General features: G+C 46.4%; 10 protein-coding genes. 7 read left to right on the forward strand and 3 right to left on the reverse strand.

Going from position 1 to position 15,864, the window contains the following annotated elements; translation table 11 throughout:
* Positions 1–4: 4 nt before the first annotated feature.
* Positions 5–628 (reverse strand): glycerol-3-phosphate 1-O-acyltransferase PlsY, encoded by a 624-nt coding sequence (gene plsY / locus ACWP87_RS00805; RefSeq protein ID WP_005688010.1) that lies wholly within the window; start codon positions 626–628, stop codon positions 5–7.
* A 251-nt stretch (positions 629–879) separates the two neighbouring features.
* On the opposite strand from plsY, the gene parE reads away from it, so the two are divergent.
* From parE to xerS, 7 genes are all read left to right on the forward strand, one after another.
* Entirely contained in the window at positions 880–2,892 is a 2,013-nt protein-coding gene (parE, locus tag ACWP87_RS00810) for a DNA topoisomerase IV subunit B (protein ID WP_005688009.1), read from the forward strand.
* Between the two features lie 6 nt (positions 2,893–2,898).
* A complete protein-coding gene (parC, locus tag ACWP87_RS00815; RefSeq protein WP_005688007.1) occupies positions 2,899–5,340 on the forward strand; it encodes a DNA topoisomerase IV subunit A in 2,442 nt (813 codons plus the stop codon).
* 245 nt (positions 5,341–5,585) lie between these two features.
* The gene (gene pflB / locus ACWP87_RS00820) at positions 5,586–7,847 is read left to right on the forward strand and encodes a formate C-acetyltransferase (protein ID WP_005687528.1); all 2,262 of its coding nucleotides are present in this window, start codon (positions 5,586–5,588) and stop codon (positions 7,845–7,847) included.
* A gap of 137 nt (positions 7,848–7,984) precedes the next feature.
* Entirely contained in the window at positions 7,985–8,836 is an 852-nt protein-coding gene (pflA, locus tag ACWP87_RS00825; protein WP_005687526.1) for a pyruvate formate-lyase-activating protein, read from the forward strand.
* Positions 8,837–8,957: 121 nt separating this feature from the next.
* Positions 8,958–9,926 carry a LysR family transcriptional regulator gene (locus ACWP87_RS00830; RefSeq protein WP_005687524.1) on the forward strand — a complete coding sequence of 323 codons (969 nt, stop codon included), beginning with the start codon at positions 8,958–8,960 and terminating at the stop codon, positions 9,924–9,926.
* Positions 9,927–9,955: 29 nt separating this feature from the next.
* Positions 9,956–10,888 carry a manganese-dependent inorganic pyrophosphatase gene (locus tag ACWP87_RS00835; RefSeq protein WP_005689334.1) on the forward strand — a complete coding sequence of 311 codons (933 nt, stop codon included), beginning with the start codon at positions 9,956–9,958 and terminating at the stop codon, positions 10,886–10,888.
* An 885-nt stretch (positions 10,889–11,773) separates the two neighbouring features.
* Positions 11,774–12,886 carry a tyrosine recombinase XerS gene (xerS, locus tag ACWP87_RS00840; protein ID WP_005687520.1) on the forward strand — a complete coding sequence of 371 codons (1,113 nt, stop codon included), beginning with the start codon at positions 11,774–11,776 and terminating at the stop codon, positions 12,884–12,886.
* A gap of 175 nt (positions 12,887–13,061) precedes the next feature.
* On the opposite strand, the gene ACWP87_RS00845 is transcribed toward xerS, so the two are convergent.
* Both ACWP87_RS00845 and ACWP87_RS00850 read right to left on the reverse strand, forming a co-directional pair.
* On the reverse strand, positions 13,062–15,047 hold the full coding sequence (locus ACWP87_RS00845) for an FtsX-like permease family protein (RefSeq protein WP_005687518.1): 1,986 nt from the start codon (positions 15,045–15,047) through the stop codon (positions 13,062–13,064).
* The gene (locus tag ACWP87_RS00850) at positions 15,044–15,814 is read right to left on the reverse strand and encodes an ABC transporter ATP-binding protein (RefSeq protein ID WP_005687516.1); all 771 of its coding nucleotides are present in this window, start codon (positions 15,812–15,814) and stop codon (positions 15,044–15,046) included. Before ACWP87_RS00850 ends, ACWP87_RS00845 begins: the two co-directional genes overlap by 4 nt.
* Between the last annotated feature and the right edge of the window lie 50 nt (positions 15,815–15,864).

Consider the following 15,864-nt stretch of genomic DNA (forward strand, 5'->3'; position numbering starts at 1 on the left):
GTGATTATTCATGATGACGCTGATTGCGCAGGTATAGGCCGAGCCCAAACGGTACCATATTTTCGTCACCGGCCTTGATGCGTTTGAAATTGGCGCGATGTTTGATGAAAAAGACAACCAGTAAGCCGCAAGCAACTGTCGTCAGTAGCCAATCGTGATACACCAATGACCAGCACGTGATAATCACCATCCCCAGCGTACTGGCCACACTCACCATGGACGTTAATAAGATCAGGCTAAACCAGATGGCAAAGGCGATGAAGAAAAATGGCGGGTTATACGCTAACAAAATACCGGCACTGGTTGCGACAGCCTTTCCGCCTTTGAAACCAATGTAGATCGAAAAAGTATGCCCCAATACCGCTGCCAACCCGACAACCAAGATTAGCCAGTGGTGGTCAATCCCAAATAAAATCGGTAAACTGGCAGACAGTGTTCCTTTTAGAATATCCAATAGCAAGACTAGGGTACCGCCGACCGGTCCTAACATCCGGTAAGCATTGGTGGTTCCGATATTATGGCTGCCACCTTGGCGAATATCCGTATGATAAAATAGTTTGCCAACGACCACCCCAAACGGAATGGCGCCGATGAAATAGGCAAGTATAAAACAAAGCACAAGTACCAAATGTGCCCCTCCTCTCAGACTAAAAACTATTTTAGCATTTTTGACTTTTGAGGGATACGCCGGTAAAATAATACGAACACACATTCGATCTGTGAACTATATTGCATCTTGACAGCTTCATACAGGCGTTTTTGACTGTGATATTTTGCCGGTGATCACAGAAATTGGGTTTTCTTAAACGTTCCTGCGCTCGCCCTCCGCTTCTGCGTGGTGTATTCTATAAATTAGTTGTTTCAAAAAGGGAGTTTATTATGGACAAAGCAACGCAAGCATATAATGATTCATCCATTCAGGTGCTACACGGATTAGAAGCCGTTCGTAAGCGTCCCGGGATGTATATTGGTTCCACCGATAGCCGCGGGTTACATCATTTGGTTTATGAAATCGTGGATAACTCAGTCGATGAAGCGCTCGCGGGGTTTGGGGATGAAATTAATGTCACGATTCACGCCGATAATTCTGTGACTGTGCAAGATCATGGTCGAGGGATGCCAACGGGAATGCATCCTAGTGGTAAGCCGACCATCGAAGTCATCTTAACGGTGTTGCACGCTGGGGGTAAGTTTAACCAGAATAGTTATAAAACATCAGGCGGCCTTCACGGTGTCGGCTCAAGTGTCGTCAATGCGCTGTCTGAGTCATTGACGGTTCGGGTTGTCCGGGACAAACACGCCTTTGAAGAGCATTTTATTAATGGCGGACATCCTGATGGCGGGTTGCAGAAGTTGGGCAAGGTTAACGAACCCAACGGCACGACCATCACGTTCAAGCCGGATCCGACTGTTTTCCAGACCACGGTTTTCAATTACGATACCTTAGCCGAACGACTGCGCGAATCCGCGTTTTTGTTGAAGGCGATCACCATTAATTTAACCGATGAGCGGACCGGTAAGCATGATCAGTATCATTATCCTGATGGTTTGGTTAGTTTCGTGAAATACCTTAATGAAGGTAAAGACGCCTTATCGCAAGTCATTAATTTTGAAGGCAAGAAGGACGGCATTGTCGTTGATTTTGCCGGTCAATACAATGATGGCTACTCTGAAAACATTATTTCGTTCGTCAACAATGTTCGGACTGGCGATGGCGGCACGCATGAAATCGGATTGCGCAGCGGGATGACGCGTGCTTTTAATGAATTCGCCCGAAAAGTCGGGTTATTGAAAGACCGCGATAAGAATCTTGAAGGCAGCGATGTCCGCGAAGGTTTTGCGGGTATTTTGAGTGTCCGCATCCCGGAAGAGATCTTACAGTTTGAAGGCCAGACCAAAGGCAAGTTGGGGACGCCTCAGGCACGGACCGTTGTCGATGGGATTGTGTACGACCACCTTGCCACCTTCTTGATGGAAAACGGTGAAGAATCGCAAGAACTCGTGCGCAAAGCCATTAAAGCCCGCGATGCCCGTGAAGCCGCCCGCAAAGCCCGTGATGACAGTCGGACCGGGCGCAAACGCAAAAAGGATCAGGGGCTGCTTTCCGGTAAACTGACCCCGGCACAGACCAAAAACCCTAAACGCAACGAACTGTATCTTGTCGAAGGGGATTCCGCCGGTGGTTCTGCCAAGCAGGGACGCGATCGTAAGTTCCAGGCAATTTTGCCATTACGCGGGAAAGTTTTGAATACGCAAAAAGCCAAGTTGCAGGATATCGTCAAAAACGAAGAAATCAATACCATGATTTATACCATTGGCGCCGGTGTCGGAGCCGATTTTGACATCCAGCAGGCTAACTACAATAAGATCATTATTATGACCGATGCCGATACTGATGGTGCGCACATTCAGATCCTGCTGTTGACCTTCTTTTACCGATACATGCGGCCGTTAATCGATGCCGGGCGTGTGTATATCGCACTGCCGCCGTTGTACCGCTTGCAAAAAGGTGCTGGCGCTAAAACGAAGATCAGCTATGCGTGGACGGATGAAGAGTTAGCTAAGGAAACCAAGGCGATGGGCAAAGGCTATACCTTGACCCGCTTTAAAGGGCTTGGCGAAATGAACGCCGATCAACTATGGGAGACCACGATGAATCCCGAAACGCGGACGCTGATTCGGGTTCGGATTGACGATGCGCAGCTGGCAGAACGCCGGGTCACGACATTGATGGGCGATCGGGTTGAACCGCGACGTGAATGGATTGAACATCACGTGAAGTTTGATCTGGATGATGAAGGCAGTATCTTGGAAACTCCAACGGCAAACCATGAAAAGTTGCAATTCGGAGCTAAGCAAATCGTTAAGCAATTAGATAAGAAAAGGAAGTAAAAGCCATTGGCCAATCAGATTCAAGAGTTGACCTTAGAAGAGGTCATGGGCGACCGGTTTGGCCGGTACTCGAAATATATTATTCAAGAACGCGCACTGCCAGATGTTCGTGACGGGTTAAAACCGGTCCAACGGCGCATTTTATTTGCGATGAACCAAGACGGCAACACCTATGACAAAGGATTTCGTAAGTCGGCTAAAAGTGTCGGTAATGTCATGGGTAATTACCATCCTCATGGCGACAGCTCGATTTACGAAGCGATGGTGCGGCTTAGCCAAGACTGGAAACTACGCGCACCGTTAATTCAGATGCACGGTAACAATGGGTCAATGGACGGGGATCCGCCAGCAGCGATGCGTTATACAGAAGCGCGGCTAAGCAAGATCAGTAAGGAAATGTTGGCGGATATTGATAAAGAAACCGTTGATATGGTTTTAAACTTTGATGACACTGCCCAGGAACCGACTGTGCTGCCAGCGGGTTTTCCTAATCTACTCGTCAACGGTGCTACTGGGATCTCTGCAGGGTATGCCACTGAAATTCCGCCACATAATTTGCGGGAAGTGTTCAATGCCATTTTGTATCTGCTAAAACATCCGCAAGCTGATTTAGCCGACTTGATGCAGTATGTTAAGGGACCCGATTTTCCAACCGGCGGCATCATCCAAGGGCTTGACGGGATCAAGCAGGCATACGAAACCGGCCGGGGAAAGATTGTCGTTCGCTCACGCACCCACATTGAAACCATTCGCGGCGGCCGCGAGAAGATTGTGGTCACTGAAATTCCGTATGATGTCAACAAGGCCCAAATGATCAAAAAAATCGATGAACTACGACTTAACAAAAAAGTCGACGGTATCGCTGAAGTTCGCGATGAAAGTGATCGATTCGGCTTAAGTGTTGTCATTGAGCTGAAAAAAGAAGCGGATGCCCATGGAATTTTGAATTACCTCTTCAAAAATACCGATCTGCAAATCACATATAACTTTAATATGGTTGCGATTGCCGATATGCAACCGAAATTGCTTGGGCTCAAGGCGATGTTGGAAGCTTATGTGGCGCATCGCCGTGATGTGGTCACACGCCGGACACGTTATGAGTTAAACAAAGCGCAGGCACGGCAGCACATTGTTGAAGGCTTGATTAAAATGTTGTCCATTTTGGATCAGGTCATTGCGGCGATTCGTGCATCCTCAGATAAAGGGGATGCCAAACGCAATTTGGTCAAACAATTTGATTTTTCCGAAGCGCAGGCTGAAGCCATTGTTTCTTTGCAGTTATATCGGTTGACGAATACCGACATTACCGCTTTGCAGGACGAGGCGGCACAACTGGCCAAGGCGATTGCCGAATATCAAGACATTCTAGCGCAGCCGGCTTCGCGTGATCGGGTGATTGAAAAAGAACTTAAACGGATTGCTAAAGAGTACGGGGATGATCGGCGCAGCAGTATTCAAGCCGAGATTGAAACGCTCGAAGTGGCAACGACGGTCACAGTGGCTGATGAAACCGTGATGGTCCAGGTGTCACGCGACGGCTATGTCAAACGCAGCTCCTTGCGTAGTTACCAAGCTGTTGATCCTGAAGATAACGGTTTAAAACCCAATGATTTGGCGATTTTTACCGGAGAGTTAAGCACCCTGCAACATCTTTACATCGTCACGAATGCCGGTAATATCATTTATCGGCCCGTTTACGAAATTAGCGATGCGCGGTGGAAGGACACTGGGGAACATTTAAGCCAGACAGTTGGCTTGGGAACCGATGAAAAGGTTTTGGCGGTCTTTGCTTTTGATCAGCTAGATCTTGCTGGTACCTTTGTCCTTGGCTCCAGTGACGGCTACATTAAGCAGACGGCATTGAGTGATTTGCAGCCGCAGCGCACGTATAAACGCAAACCAATGATGGCAATGAAACTGAAAACACCGGGTGCCGTGGTTACCAACGCTTACTTCACGACCGATCAAGCCCAGGATGTTTTTGTTGTCAGCCGACATGCGTATGGACTCGACTTCCCACTGGATGAAGTTTCCACGGTCGGTGCCCGGGCTACTGGGGTCAAAAGTATGGATCTCAAACCGGAAGATGAGGTGGTTAACTTTATCTTAGTTAAGCAGCCAGAAAAAGCAGTGGTGGGCATTTTGACTCAGCGTGGTGCGTTTAAACGTATGGCGTTAAGCGAAGTCGGTCAAATGAGCCGTGCTCGCCGCGGATTGCTTGTTTTACGCGAATTAAAGCGTGATCCGCACCGCATTGTCGCCATGATGCAAGTCGATGACAACACGCGTCTGGACGTGTTAACCGATGCCGATAAAGTGATCACGTTAACGCCTGTGAACCACCCGACAGGTGATCGCTACTCTAATGGTTCCTTTGTGATTGATACTGATGTCCAAGGAAAACCGGTTTTCGTACGCACACGTGAAGAAACACCGGTTGAACCGTAACACAAAAAATTCTCCATCTGTATTAATACAGATGGAGAATTTTTTATTTATTATATGACAGTACGGTTGTGCACAACTTATCAAGCTAATGATTAAGCTTTTTTTATGAAACAGGAAAGTACACCGAAAAAAACAGCAAAACGCCTGTTATATCAGCGATAAAACGCTTGCATAGATTTGCCTTCGTGTTATACTGAGTTTGTAAGAACTGTCACATCTGTAATTCACTTTAGGAGGCAATACCTATGAAACAGCTTGACGAAACCAAAGTTCCTAATTATTGGGAAGGCTTTAACGGCGGCGACTGGCAAGAAGAAATTAACGTGCGCGATTTTATCGAGCATAACCTGAACCAATATGATGGGGACGAGAGTTTCCTTGCTGGCCCCACTGAAGCAACGACTGTTTTAAATAATCAGGTTTTGAATCTGAAAAAGCAAGAACGTGCCAATGGCGGTGTACTGGATGCAGATAACAATATTCCATCGACCATTACTTCTCATGGCCCCGGTTATCTGAATAAGGACCTCGAAAAGATTGTCGGTGTCCAAACCGATAAGCCGTTTAAGCGAGCATTCATGCCATTTGGCGGTATCCGGATGGCTGAGGATGCTTTGAAATCCTATGGCTTCGAAACCGACGCTAATGAGCACAAGATCTTTACCGAATATCGTAAGACGCATAACCAAGGTGTTTTTGATGCTTATACGCCGGAAATGCGCAAAGCCCGCCACTATAAGATTGTGACCGGCTTACCGGATGCTTATGGTCGTGGTCGGATCGTTTCGGACTTCCCTCGAATTGCTATTTATGGGATTGACCGGCTGATGGCTGAGAAGTTCAACGATTACAACCTGACCGGCGATGGCGAGATGACAGATGATGTTATCAAACTGCGCGAAGAAATTAATGAACAGTATCGTGCCTTGAATGACATGAAGAAGATGGCCAAAGAATACGGCTATGACATTTCCCGCCCAGCTGCTAATGCTCAAGAAGCTGTTCAGTGGATCTACTTCGGTTACCTGGCAGCCGTTAAGACCCAAAATGGTGCGGCAATGTCTGTCGGCCGTATCGATACAGTGATTGATGCCTATATTCAACGGGATATGCGTTTGGGCAAGCTGAATGAAGAGCAGGCACAAGAACTCATCGATCATTTGGTTATGAAGTTACGGATGGTACGTTTCATTCGGACTGAAGAATACAACTCACTGTTCTCCGGTGATCCGATCTGGGCAACACTGTCCTTGGCAGGGATGGGTAATGATGGCCGTCATCATGTTACCAAGACCGCGTTCCGCTTCCTGAAGACCTTGGACAACATGGGCGCGGCACCGGAACCAAACATCACCTTGTTGTGGAGCGAACGTCTTCCTGAAGGGTTCAAACGTTATGCTACTGAAGTGTCCATCCAAAGTTCAACCATTCAGTACGAAAACGATGATCTGATGCGCAACGAATGGGGAACCGACTATTACGGCATTGCTTGCTGTGTTTCCGCACAGCCAATTGCAGATGGTGTTCAGTACTTCGGGGCGCGAGCAAACCTAGCCAAGACCGTGCTGTATGCGATCAACGGTGGTAAGGACGAAATTCAGGAAGCACAGGTGGGACCTGAATACGAGCCGATCACCAGCGACTACATTGACTATGACGAGTTCATGAAGAAGTTCGACAAGATGATGGACTGGTTAGCAGATGTCTATGTCAATGCCCTGAATGTTATTCACTACATGCACGACAAGTACTACTATGAAGCTGCGCAGTTGGCATTGAAGGATACACGTCTGAATCGGACGTTTGCTACCGGGATTTCCGGTTTGTCACATGCGGTTGATTCCATCAGTGCCATCAAGTATGGCCACGTGAAGGCAATTCGGGATGAAAATGGCGTTGCAATCGACTTTGTTGCTGACAATGATGACTATCCGCGTTATGGTAACAATGATGACCGGGCAGACAACATTGCTAAGTGGTTGGTTAAGACCTTCTACAACAAGATGAATACACATCATCTGTATCGCGGTGCTAAGCTCAGTACCAGTGTTCTGACCATTACATCAAATGTGGTTTATGGTAAGAATACCGGGACAACACCAAACGGCCGTCAGAAGGGCGAACCATTCTCACCTGGAGCCAACCCAGCGTATGGCGCTGAAAAGAACGGTGCTTTAGCTTCCTTGATGTCAACCGCCAAGATCCCATATCACTATGCAACAGACGGGATCAGCAATACCTTTGGGGTAACACCGAACACCTTAGGCCATGACGATGAAACTCGTAAGGACACCTTGGTTCACATGGTTGACGGCTACATGGAAAATAGCGGCATGCACCTTAACATCAACGTCTTCAATAAAGAAACGTTGATTGATGCCCAGAAGCACCCAGAAGAATATCCAACTTTGACTGTTCGAGTTTCCGGTTACTGCGTCTACTTTGCAGACCTGACCAAAGAACAGCAAGACGATGTTATCGCTCGGACCTTCTTCGACGAAATGTAATCAAGTCAATCTATTCGCAAAACAGGAGATCATTCCTGTTTTGTCAAAAAACGGCAACGATGCTGTTGCCGTTTTTTGACAAACTGAAATGAAAATCGTTGAAAATTAGGTATTTATTTGCACTGGAGGCGGCATAGATGAAACTCATCGATCAATCACAAAGCCCGTTAAATATTTTGGAACAAGTGGGACAGGATCATGAAGGCCCAATAAAGGGATACGTTCATTCAGTCGAAAGCTTTGGTTCGGTTGATGGTCCCGGGATTCGGTTTGTCGTCTTTATGCAAGGATGCAGGATGCGGTGCCAGTACTGTCACAACCCTGACACTTGGAATATCGGTGTGGGCGAGGAAATGACCGCTGATCAGATCCTGGCAGATGCACAGCGATATAAAGCCTTCTGGGGTGAACAAGGGGGGATTACTTGTAGCGGTGGCGAAAGTCTCGTCCAAATTGATTTTATCCTGGAACTTTTTACCAAAGCTAAGGAACTGGGTATCTCAACTTGTTTGGATACTTCGGGTGGTCCATTCACCCGCGATCAGCCGTGGTTTGGTCAATTTGAGAAACTGATGGCCGTCACGGATATTTCGTTGGTTGATATCAAGCACATTGATTCCGCGGAACACAAAAAGCTGACCGGTTTCCCAAACGAAAACATTTTGGATATGGTTCAGTATATGTCGGATCATGGCGATGATATGTGGATTCGCCACGTACTTGTGCCAGAACGAACCGACTTTGATCCTTATCTCAAACGCTTGGGAGATTATATTGCCACTTTGGATAAACGCGTGGTCCAGAAAGTGGAAATTCTTCCGTACCATACGTTAGGGGTTAAGAAGTACCATGAACTAGGTATTACGTATCCGCTGGAAGGTATCGAGCCGCCTTCAGCTGATCGGGTCAAGAATGCAGAGAACTTGCTACACGTTGAGGACTATACTGGATGGCAAAGTTGGCGACCACAGCCAGCTAACAAGCAGTGATTTAGTTGAAACTTAACGTAACGATTAAAAACGCAGCAAATCCGTTGCGTTTTTTTTAAATGCCACTTATGATGATGGTTGAGTAACGTTATCAAATTATAAACGAAAGGGAAGCCGCCCTATGAAGACGAAACAAGAGCGCATTTTTTCCTCCAAAACTCTCACGTATTTTTTGCAATTAGCAGAAACCATGAACTACACCCAGTCAGCCCAGTTGTTGGGGATTACCCAGCCGGCACTGACGCAGCAAATCAAGAAATTGGAACGAACAGTGGGGGCACCATTGTTTTATTCCGTTGGTAAGAAGTTGCATTTATCCGATGCCGGTCGCACGATGTTGAAGGCGACACACGAGATTTATGAAATTTTGAACCAGACGACTGACGAGATTCAGCAAAGTACCAGTGCCACAGTCGGTAAGATTAATATTGGCTTGTTAAGTTCAATTGAAGACAGTGCGTTTAATGCTTTTATCGCGCACTACTATGATCTTAATCCTGAAGTAGAAATCACGTTGCGAATGATGACACGTCATGAGATCTGGGAAGCATTGGAGAACAACCAGATTGATTTGGCCATCATGAATCTGCCTGATGAGACGATTAAGAACTGGAAACCGTATGCCAGCAAGAAGATTCTTGATGAACAGTTATTGTTCCTGCACCATGATAATTCCCTGGCTAATCGCAAACGCCTGCATTTCAAAGATACGCTGGCTGAGCCGTGGGTAACTTATCCAGACGACTATTTCCTGGGTCAGTTGTTGCATGAGGCATATAAGAATCAGATGGTTGATTTTCCGCATGTTGTGGCGCATTTTACCACGCCATATCAGTTAACTCAGTTTGTCAACCATACCGGTGTTAACACCGCGTTACCAACCAGTTTTGTTGCCGCTCATGCTGATCAAATCAAGGCGCATGCCGTTGCCTTTGAACCAGCGATTCGCTTTGAGACCTCGTTTGTGTATCGCAAGGAAAAAGCTGATATTCCGCGGATTGCCAACTTCTTTAAGACGTTTGACGCACATTTATCTGAGAAAGATTATCTATCGCGGGTCAGCGAAAACAGTGGTAAAATTGAAAGGTAAACTATTCAGCTGAGGAGCGATCAGATAACATGACGACTTTGATTTTTGGACATCAAAACCCTGATACAGACGCGATTACAAGCGCCATGAGTTGGGCTGAATTTCAGAAGCAAGCAGGTAATACCGATGTTGAAGCAGTAGCACTCGGTGAACCAAACGATGAAACCAAGTTTGTATTGGATCATTTTAAGGTTGCTGCGCCGCGGGTCATTAAGACAGCCGCAAATGAAACCGGGCACGTAATGTTGGTTGATCATAACGAATTCCAGCAAAGCGTTGCTGATATCGAAGACGTGCAAATCGATTCAGTGGTTGATCACCACCGCATTGCCAACTTCCATACGGCGTCACCACTATATTACCGGGCAGAACCAGTGGGCAGTACCAACACGGTGATTTTCGAGTTGTTCCAGGAACACGGCTATGAAATTTCACCAACACTGGCAGGCTTAATGGCTTCTGGCTTGATTTCGGATACCCTGCTTCTGAAGTCACCGACTGCAACCGACAAGGACAAAAAGATCTTGCCGGAAATGGCTAAAATCGCTGGCATTGACCTGCAATCATACGGTTTGGCTATGTTGAAGGCGGGCACCAATCTAGCTGCCAAGTCGGATATGGATATCATTGAAGGCGATGCGAAGAGCTTTACGATGGGCGGTAAGTCTATCCGTATTGGACAAGTGAATACAGTTGATCTTGATGATATTTATGCGCGTCAGGATGAATTGGTGGCCGCTATGACCAAAGAAGCACAGGCGAAGGGCTATGATGACTTCCTGTTAATTGCAACCGATATTCTGAACAGCAATTCAACGGGCTTTGCTGTTGGCGCAGATCGTGACAAAGTGGCCGCAGCATTCAACGAAAAGTTTGATGCCAATGACCGGTTGGCACTGCCTGGCGTGGTTTCACGTAAGAAGCAGGTCGTACCGCCAATGCAAGGTGCGTTTGAAGGTTAATTTTGAACTTAATAATTGGTTTTATAAATCGCAGCCGTTTGTGGTTGCGATTTTTTTGTGCTCAAAAACTTGGAAGAACAAAAAAGTCGAATTTTTAGATCTGAAGGTGCAGAAATGTGATTATTGCGAAATTTTTCAGTAAGAATAGTTCAAATTTAAAACGAGGTGCAAAAAACGCAGCCTTATAACTACTTCGTATAATATATATTATGTAAACTAGAATGGAGATTTTGAGTCGTTGACTTTGACGTGACTTATTTGGTGTTCAAATGGCAAAACGATTGATGCAAGTCCCCTCACCTGACAGACAGCTCAAAAACTTTTGAGAGAAGCAAATCAATTGTACGGATGTGAGCGGTGCGCTTTATTTGTTTTTTTCTGGTTTGAAAATGACCAGTCGTTGCTAAATATATGTAAATTCAGCATTAATCAAAGCAGATTTGTAGAAAGTATCATTTTGAGTCATAAACAGCATTCAAGTCGCAAGTGTTGCTGTCAGCTGAATTCTGGATCAAAATACGAAAATTGATTTGATTGCAGCCAATGAATCGTTGGTTAATTGGTTAAACTGTTGCTAAAGCGGCGCCGTGGAATCAGGACATCAGCACAGATGTCCTGATCGTGCAGTGAATTCAAATTTGAAATGCAACTAAGTTTAGTGTCAAATGACAGATCAACAAATTTGGTGATTTAGCTGGCTTGATGATTAGAAGCCCATTTACCTTTGGATAATACTAAAACTTTATTCAGTTCTACACTGGTGCTTTTTTCGGCGCATATCGTTGCGAATTACCGATATTTTCGTCATTATCCCTCGCCACGCACTGGTTTTTTCGCGTATACTGAAATTATCCAAAAGAAAACATATGTTCGAGGTGACTTTATTTGTCGACACAGAACTACCCTAAATTAATACAAGCCATGCTACCTTCCCTGCCGGACTATATTCAGGATTACTATCACAGCCAAAAAGCAATTCCCATCGCGGATTCTACCCTTTACCAGTACCTGCACTTTTACCAGGAATTTCTGCATTGGCTTATTTCCAGTCGGGTCACGGATGCCGTTTCGCCACAGAATGTGCCTTTGAAGACCTTAGAGCGGCTTTCCTTGCGTGATGCGCAGGCGTTTGTGGCGTATTTACTTGAGCGGCCGTCGAAAACCCATCCGAATAAACGCATGACGCGGCGCAGTGTTGCGTTACGACTGGTCGGGATCAAGGCCCTTTATCGGTTCTTAACCGAAGAAAGCGAACCAAATGCAGACGGTGAGCCTTATTTTTACCGCAATGTTTGGAATAAGGTGAAACTTAAGACCCATGCGGAGACGACGACTTACCGTAATCATAAACTGCAGGAAATGTTGTTTGTAGATGGCGAAGATGCGCGCTTTTTACAGTGGCTGGATCGGCAATATGCTCAGCAGCTGCCATCGAAACCGCGCGCTTATTTTGAGGCGACGAAGGAACGAAATTTGGCGATTATTGCGCTGCTGTTTGGCTCCGGCGTGCGGGTTAGTGAATTGGTCAATATGAATTTGGAAGATCTCAATATGGATCGTCATACTGTGCAGGTGGTGCGTAAAGGTAATTTTCAGGATCGCGTTAACTTTGCTGACTGGATTGATCCTTATTTAACGGCTTATTTGAAGTCCCAAACCGCGATGATTGGGCACCAGAAGCCTACTTCTCCGCTATTTGTGACGCAAATCGGCCAAACGGTGAACCGCATTCGCCAAAATACGATTGAAGCATTCTTCAAACGCTATACAACCGCTTATGGCCGCCCATCAACACCCCATAAAGCACGCCATACCTTGGGAACCAATATTTATACCGTCACCAAGGATGTGCAGCAAGTTGCCGATCAACTCGGACAAACGACGACCAGCGCTACGGATCTGTACATCAATCTCAGCGATAAAAGTGGAAAAGCGGCCTTACGCGAAGTTTCGGAAACTGCCGCCAAAGCCGTGGATCAACATCCCCAGCAACCATAATGTCGGCGGTTAGTTGTCTGGTTAAGTCATGTTGCGGCGCTAATTAACGTTACAGTATTCAGTGAGATAACAGTGGCGACATTTTTTGATGCTGGTTGACATAGAAAAAAGCTACCTGATCGCCTTTGATGACTTGCGATCAGGCAGCTTTTTTATGCTCTGCATCAGGCCGCCCTCACCCACGGCTGGATGGCTGACGGCGGGAAACAATTCGATAATAAACGTTGCCAGTCAAGCGGTACATCAGCACGTAGATGACCGCAAAAATTGCAAGCGTGATTAACGAAACGGTTAAGAAGAATTGCCAATCCGGCAGGCCGAATAGCATCATAATACGTTGGACAAAGGGCAATGCAAAGCCCACGTGGATGGCAGCGACGATCAAAGGCAGGTAAAACAGTGTGAGTAGCTGACTGTTAATGGTAGCGCGAACTTCTCGAAGGCTCAGGCCGACGCGTTGTAAGATGGTATAGCGGCGTGCATCCGCGTAGCCTTCTGCCAACTGCTTGTAGTAAAGAATCAGCAAGGTTGCCAGGATGAAGGTCACCCCAAAGACAACCCCAAGGAATAGGAAACTGCTCATCATGCTGGCAGTATCATCGTAATTAGCGGCTCGCGACTGAACCGATTCCGGTAATGCAATCCCACTTTTGACGACTGCATGATAAAGTTTGACCTGATTGGCGTGACTGCCGCTTAATGTTACGTCTTGATTAGTGGTCACGTCGGCTTTGAGCAGTGCCATTGACCTTTTTGGATAAAGCGCGTGTAAAGCGGTTAATAGTTGTGCGTCAGATGGAAGCGCGACAAACAAGTTAGGAATAAACGTTTTAGGCGCATTTGGAAAACTGGTGACTTGTTTGGCGACGTGGTAAGTCTGTTTGCCAATACGCAACGTCGCGGGTTGGTAATGATTGGAGGCATAGATTAAAACCTCATCATGATTAAGAGCCACATGTTTGCCAGTATAGCGATTATAATTTTCGACGGTCATCAGCTGAACCGAACGGGCATTATTGAAGCTAAACGGGCCGTTAAAGTTAGCTTGAGAATCTAACTTGTTTTTTTCTAATAAAGCAAGCGTACTTGAGGGTCCGGTAAAGGTTCGCATCGAGTGGATTTTGACGTGATGTGTTTTAGCCAGGGTTCGTAGTTGGTTCGCTGCATCCGGCCGCTTGGGGTTGATTGAGTAAGCTAAATCAACCGGAGTTTGCGAGTTGACAATCTCATGAATGCCAAAGAATAGCGTTGCCGTGGTTGCAAGCGTAATCAGCGTCATGGTGACTAAAATAGCAATCGAAGCCAATCCCGCGCCGTTTTGCTGCATCCGGTAAAGCAGATTTGATACGTTGATAAAATGTTTAGGTTTGTAATAGTAGTTCTTGCGGTGACGCAGCCATTTTAAAACGAATACCGAGCCGGACGTGAAGAGACCGTAAGTCCCGACTATGACAAGGACGACCGCAAAGAAAAACAAACTCATCGCTTGAAGCGGATTCTTGACGGTGACCGCAATCGTATAACCGGCAGCCAGACTCGCAATGCTGACAATCAAAGTTAGCCACTTGGTTTTAGGTTCCCGTTCCCCGGCGTTTTGTTCGCGTACGAGTTCGATGGGATGTTTACGCAATAGCCAGAACTCGTCAACCAACATTAAAACAATGAACAAGCCAATCGTGATCAACCCGGCAATGCTAAAGGCGGTTTGACTCAAGCCAAAATCGAGATTGTGATTGACATGCAGCATTTTGGCCAAAGTGAGATAGCTAAGGCGTGACAGCACGGTTCCCAAAATCCCGCCGCACAATAAGGTTGTCAGCAACAGCAGCAGCTTTTCCGTAGCCATCATTTTGCTTAATTCACGTTTGCCAAAGCCGATGATGTTGTAGAGCCCCAACTGGCGGATACGCTGTTTACGCAAAAAGTTGTTGGCGTAGATGATTAAGATGACGGAAATGATTGCGGTCGTCATCGAGCCAAATGAAAACAGTGATTTGCCAGCTGCCTGCCCGAACTGGCGGAACAAAACATCACTGCTCGTGTAGGCGTTTAGCATGATCAAATTAATGGCCATCAAAAAGCTAGTGGTGATGACAAATGGCACAAATAAACGGCGATCGGCTTTAAGGTTGGTGGCGGCTAATTTGAAATAGAATTTCATTGCGCCTCGCCTTCCTTCGTCAGCATTGCGGTCATGGTTTCGCTGATTCGGGTCAAAAATTCGGGCTGCTGTAATTCACCGCGATACAGCTGATGGAAAATCTGACCATCGCGAATAAACAAAACACGCTGGCTATGACTGGCCGCAACCGCACTGTGCGTCACCATGAGGATTGTCTGCTTACTTTCGGCATTGACATCGGTTAGCAGGTCCAACAGCTCACTGGAGGTTCTAGAATCAAGTGCGCCGGTGGGTTCGTCTGCCAATAGGATTTCCGGCTCGGTGATCATTGCCCGAGCAGCGGCTACACGTTGTTGTTGGCCACCGGAAAGTTCATATGGGTATTTTTTCAGTAAATCGGTGATACCTAGACGCGGCGCCAGTTGGGTGAGCCGATTTTTCATGATTTCAAGCGGCTTCTTGGCTAAAACTAATGGCAGGAAAATGTTGTCCTGAACGTTAAAGGTGTCAAGCAAGTCAAAATCCTGAAAAATAAACCCGAGATGTTCCCGCCGAAATTTAGCCCGTGCGCCTTCTTTGACTTTGCGCAGGTCCTGTCCTTTAAGGCTGATTTCGCCACCGGTAGGATCATCAAGCGTGGCGATTAAGTTCAGTAAGGTACTTTTGCCTGAACCGGATTCCCCCATAATCGCGACAAATTCTCCTGATTCAACGGAAAAACTGATGTTCACGAGTGCCTGTACCGGTTGGGCACCGCGACTGGTATAAGTCTTTTCGACATTTTTTAACTTTAATAATGTTGACATAAGATCCGCCCCTTTCATTTATCAGCTTAAAAGGGATATTGCCGAAAAAC

Source organism: Lacticaseibacillus sp. 22 (assembly GCF_055413445.1).

Bases quoted from the DNA above. Each gene is read 5' to 3' on its own strand.
- parE (WP_005688009.1), top strand. From the start codon at position 880: ATGGACAAAGCAACGCAAGCATATAATGATTCATCCATTCAGGTGCTA.
- pflB (WP_005687528.1), top strand. From the start codon at position 5,586: ATGAAACAGCTTGACGAAACCAAAGTTCCTAATTATTGGGAAGGCTTT.
- pflA (WP_005687526.1), top strand. From the start codon at position 7,985: ATGAAACTCATCGATCAATCACAAAGCCCGTTAAATATTTTGGAACAA.
- ACWP87_RS00830 (WP_005687524.1), top strand. From the start codon at position 8,958: ATGAAGACGAAACAAGAGCGCATTTTTTCCTCCAAAACTCTCACGTAT.
- ACWP87_RS00835 (WP_005689334.1), top strand. From the start codon at position 9,956: ATGACGACTTTGATTTTTGGACATCAAAACCCTGATACAGACGCGATT.
- ACWP87_RS00845 (WP_005687518.1), bottom strand. From the start codon at position 15,047: ATGAAATTCTATTTCAAATTAGCCGCCACCAACCTTAAAGCCGATCGC.
- ACWP87_RS00850 (WP_005687516.1), bottom strand. From the start codon at position 15,814: ATGTCAACATTATTAAAGTTAAAAAATGTCGAAAAGACTTATACCAGT.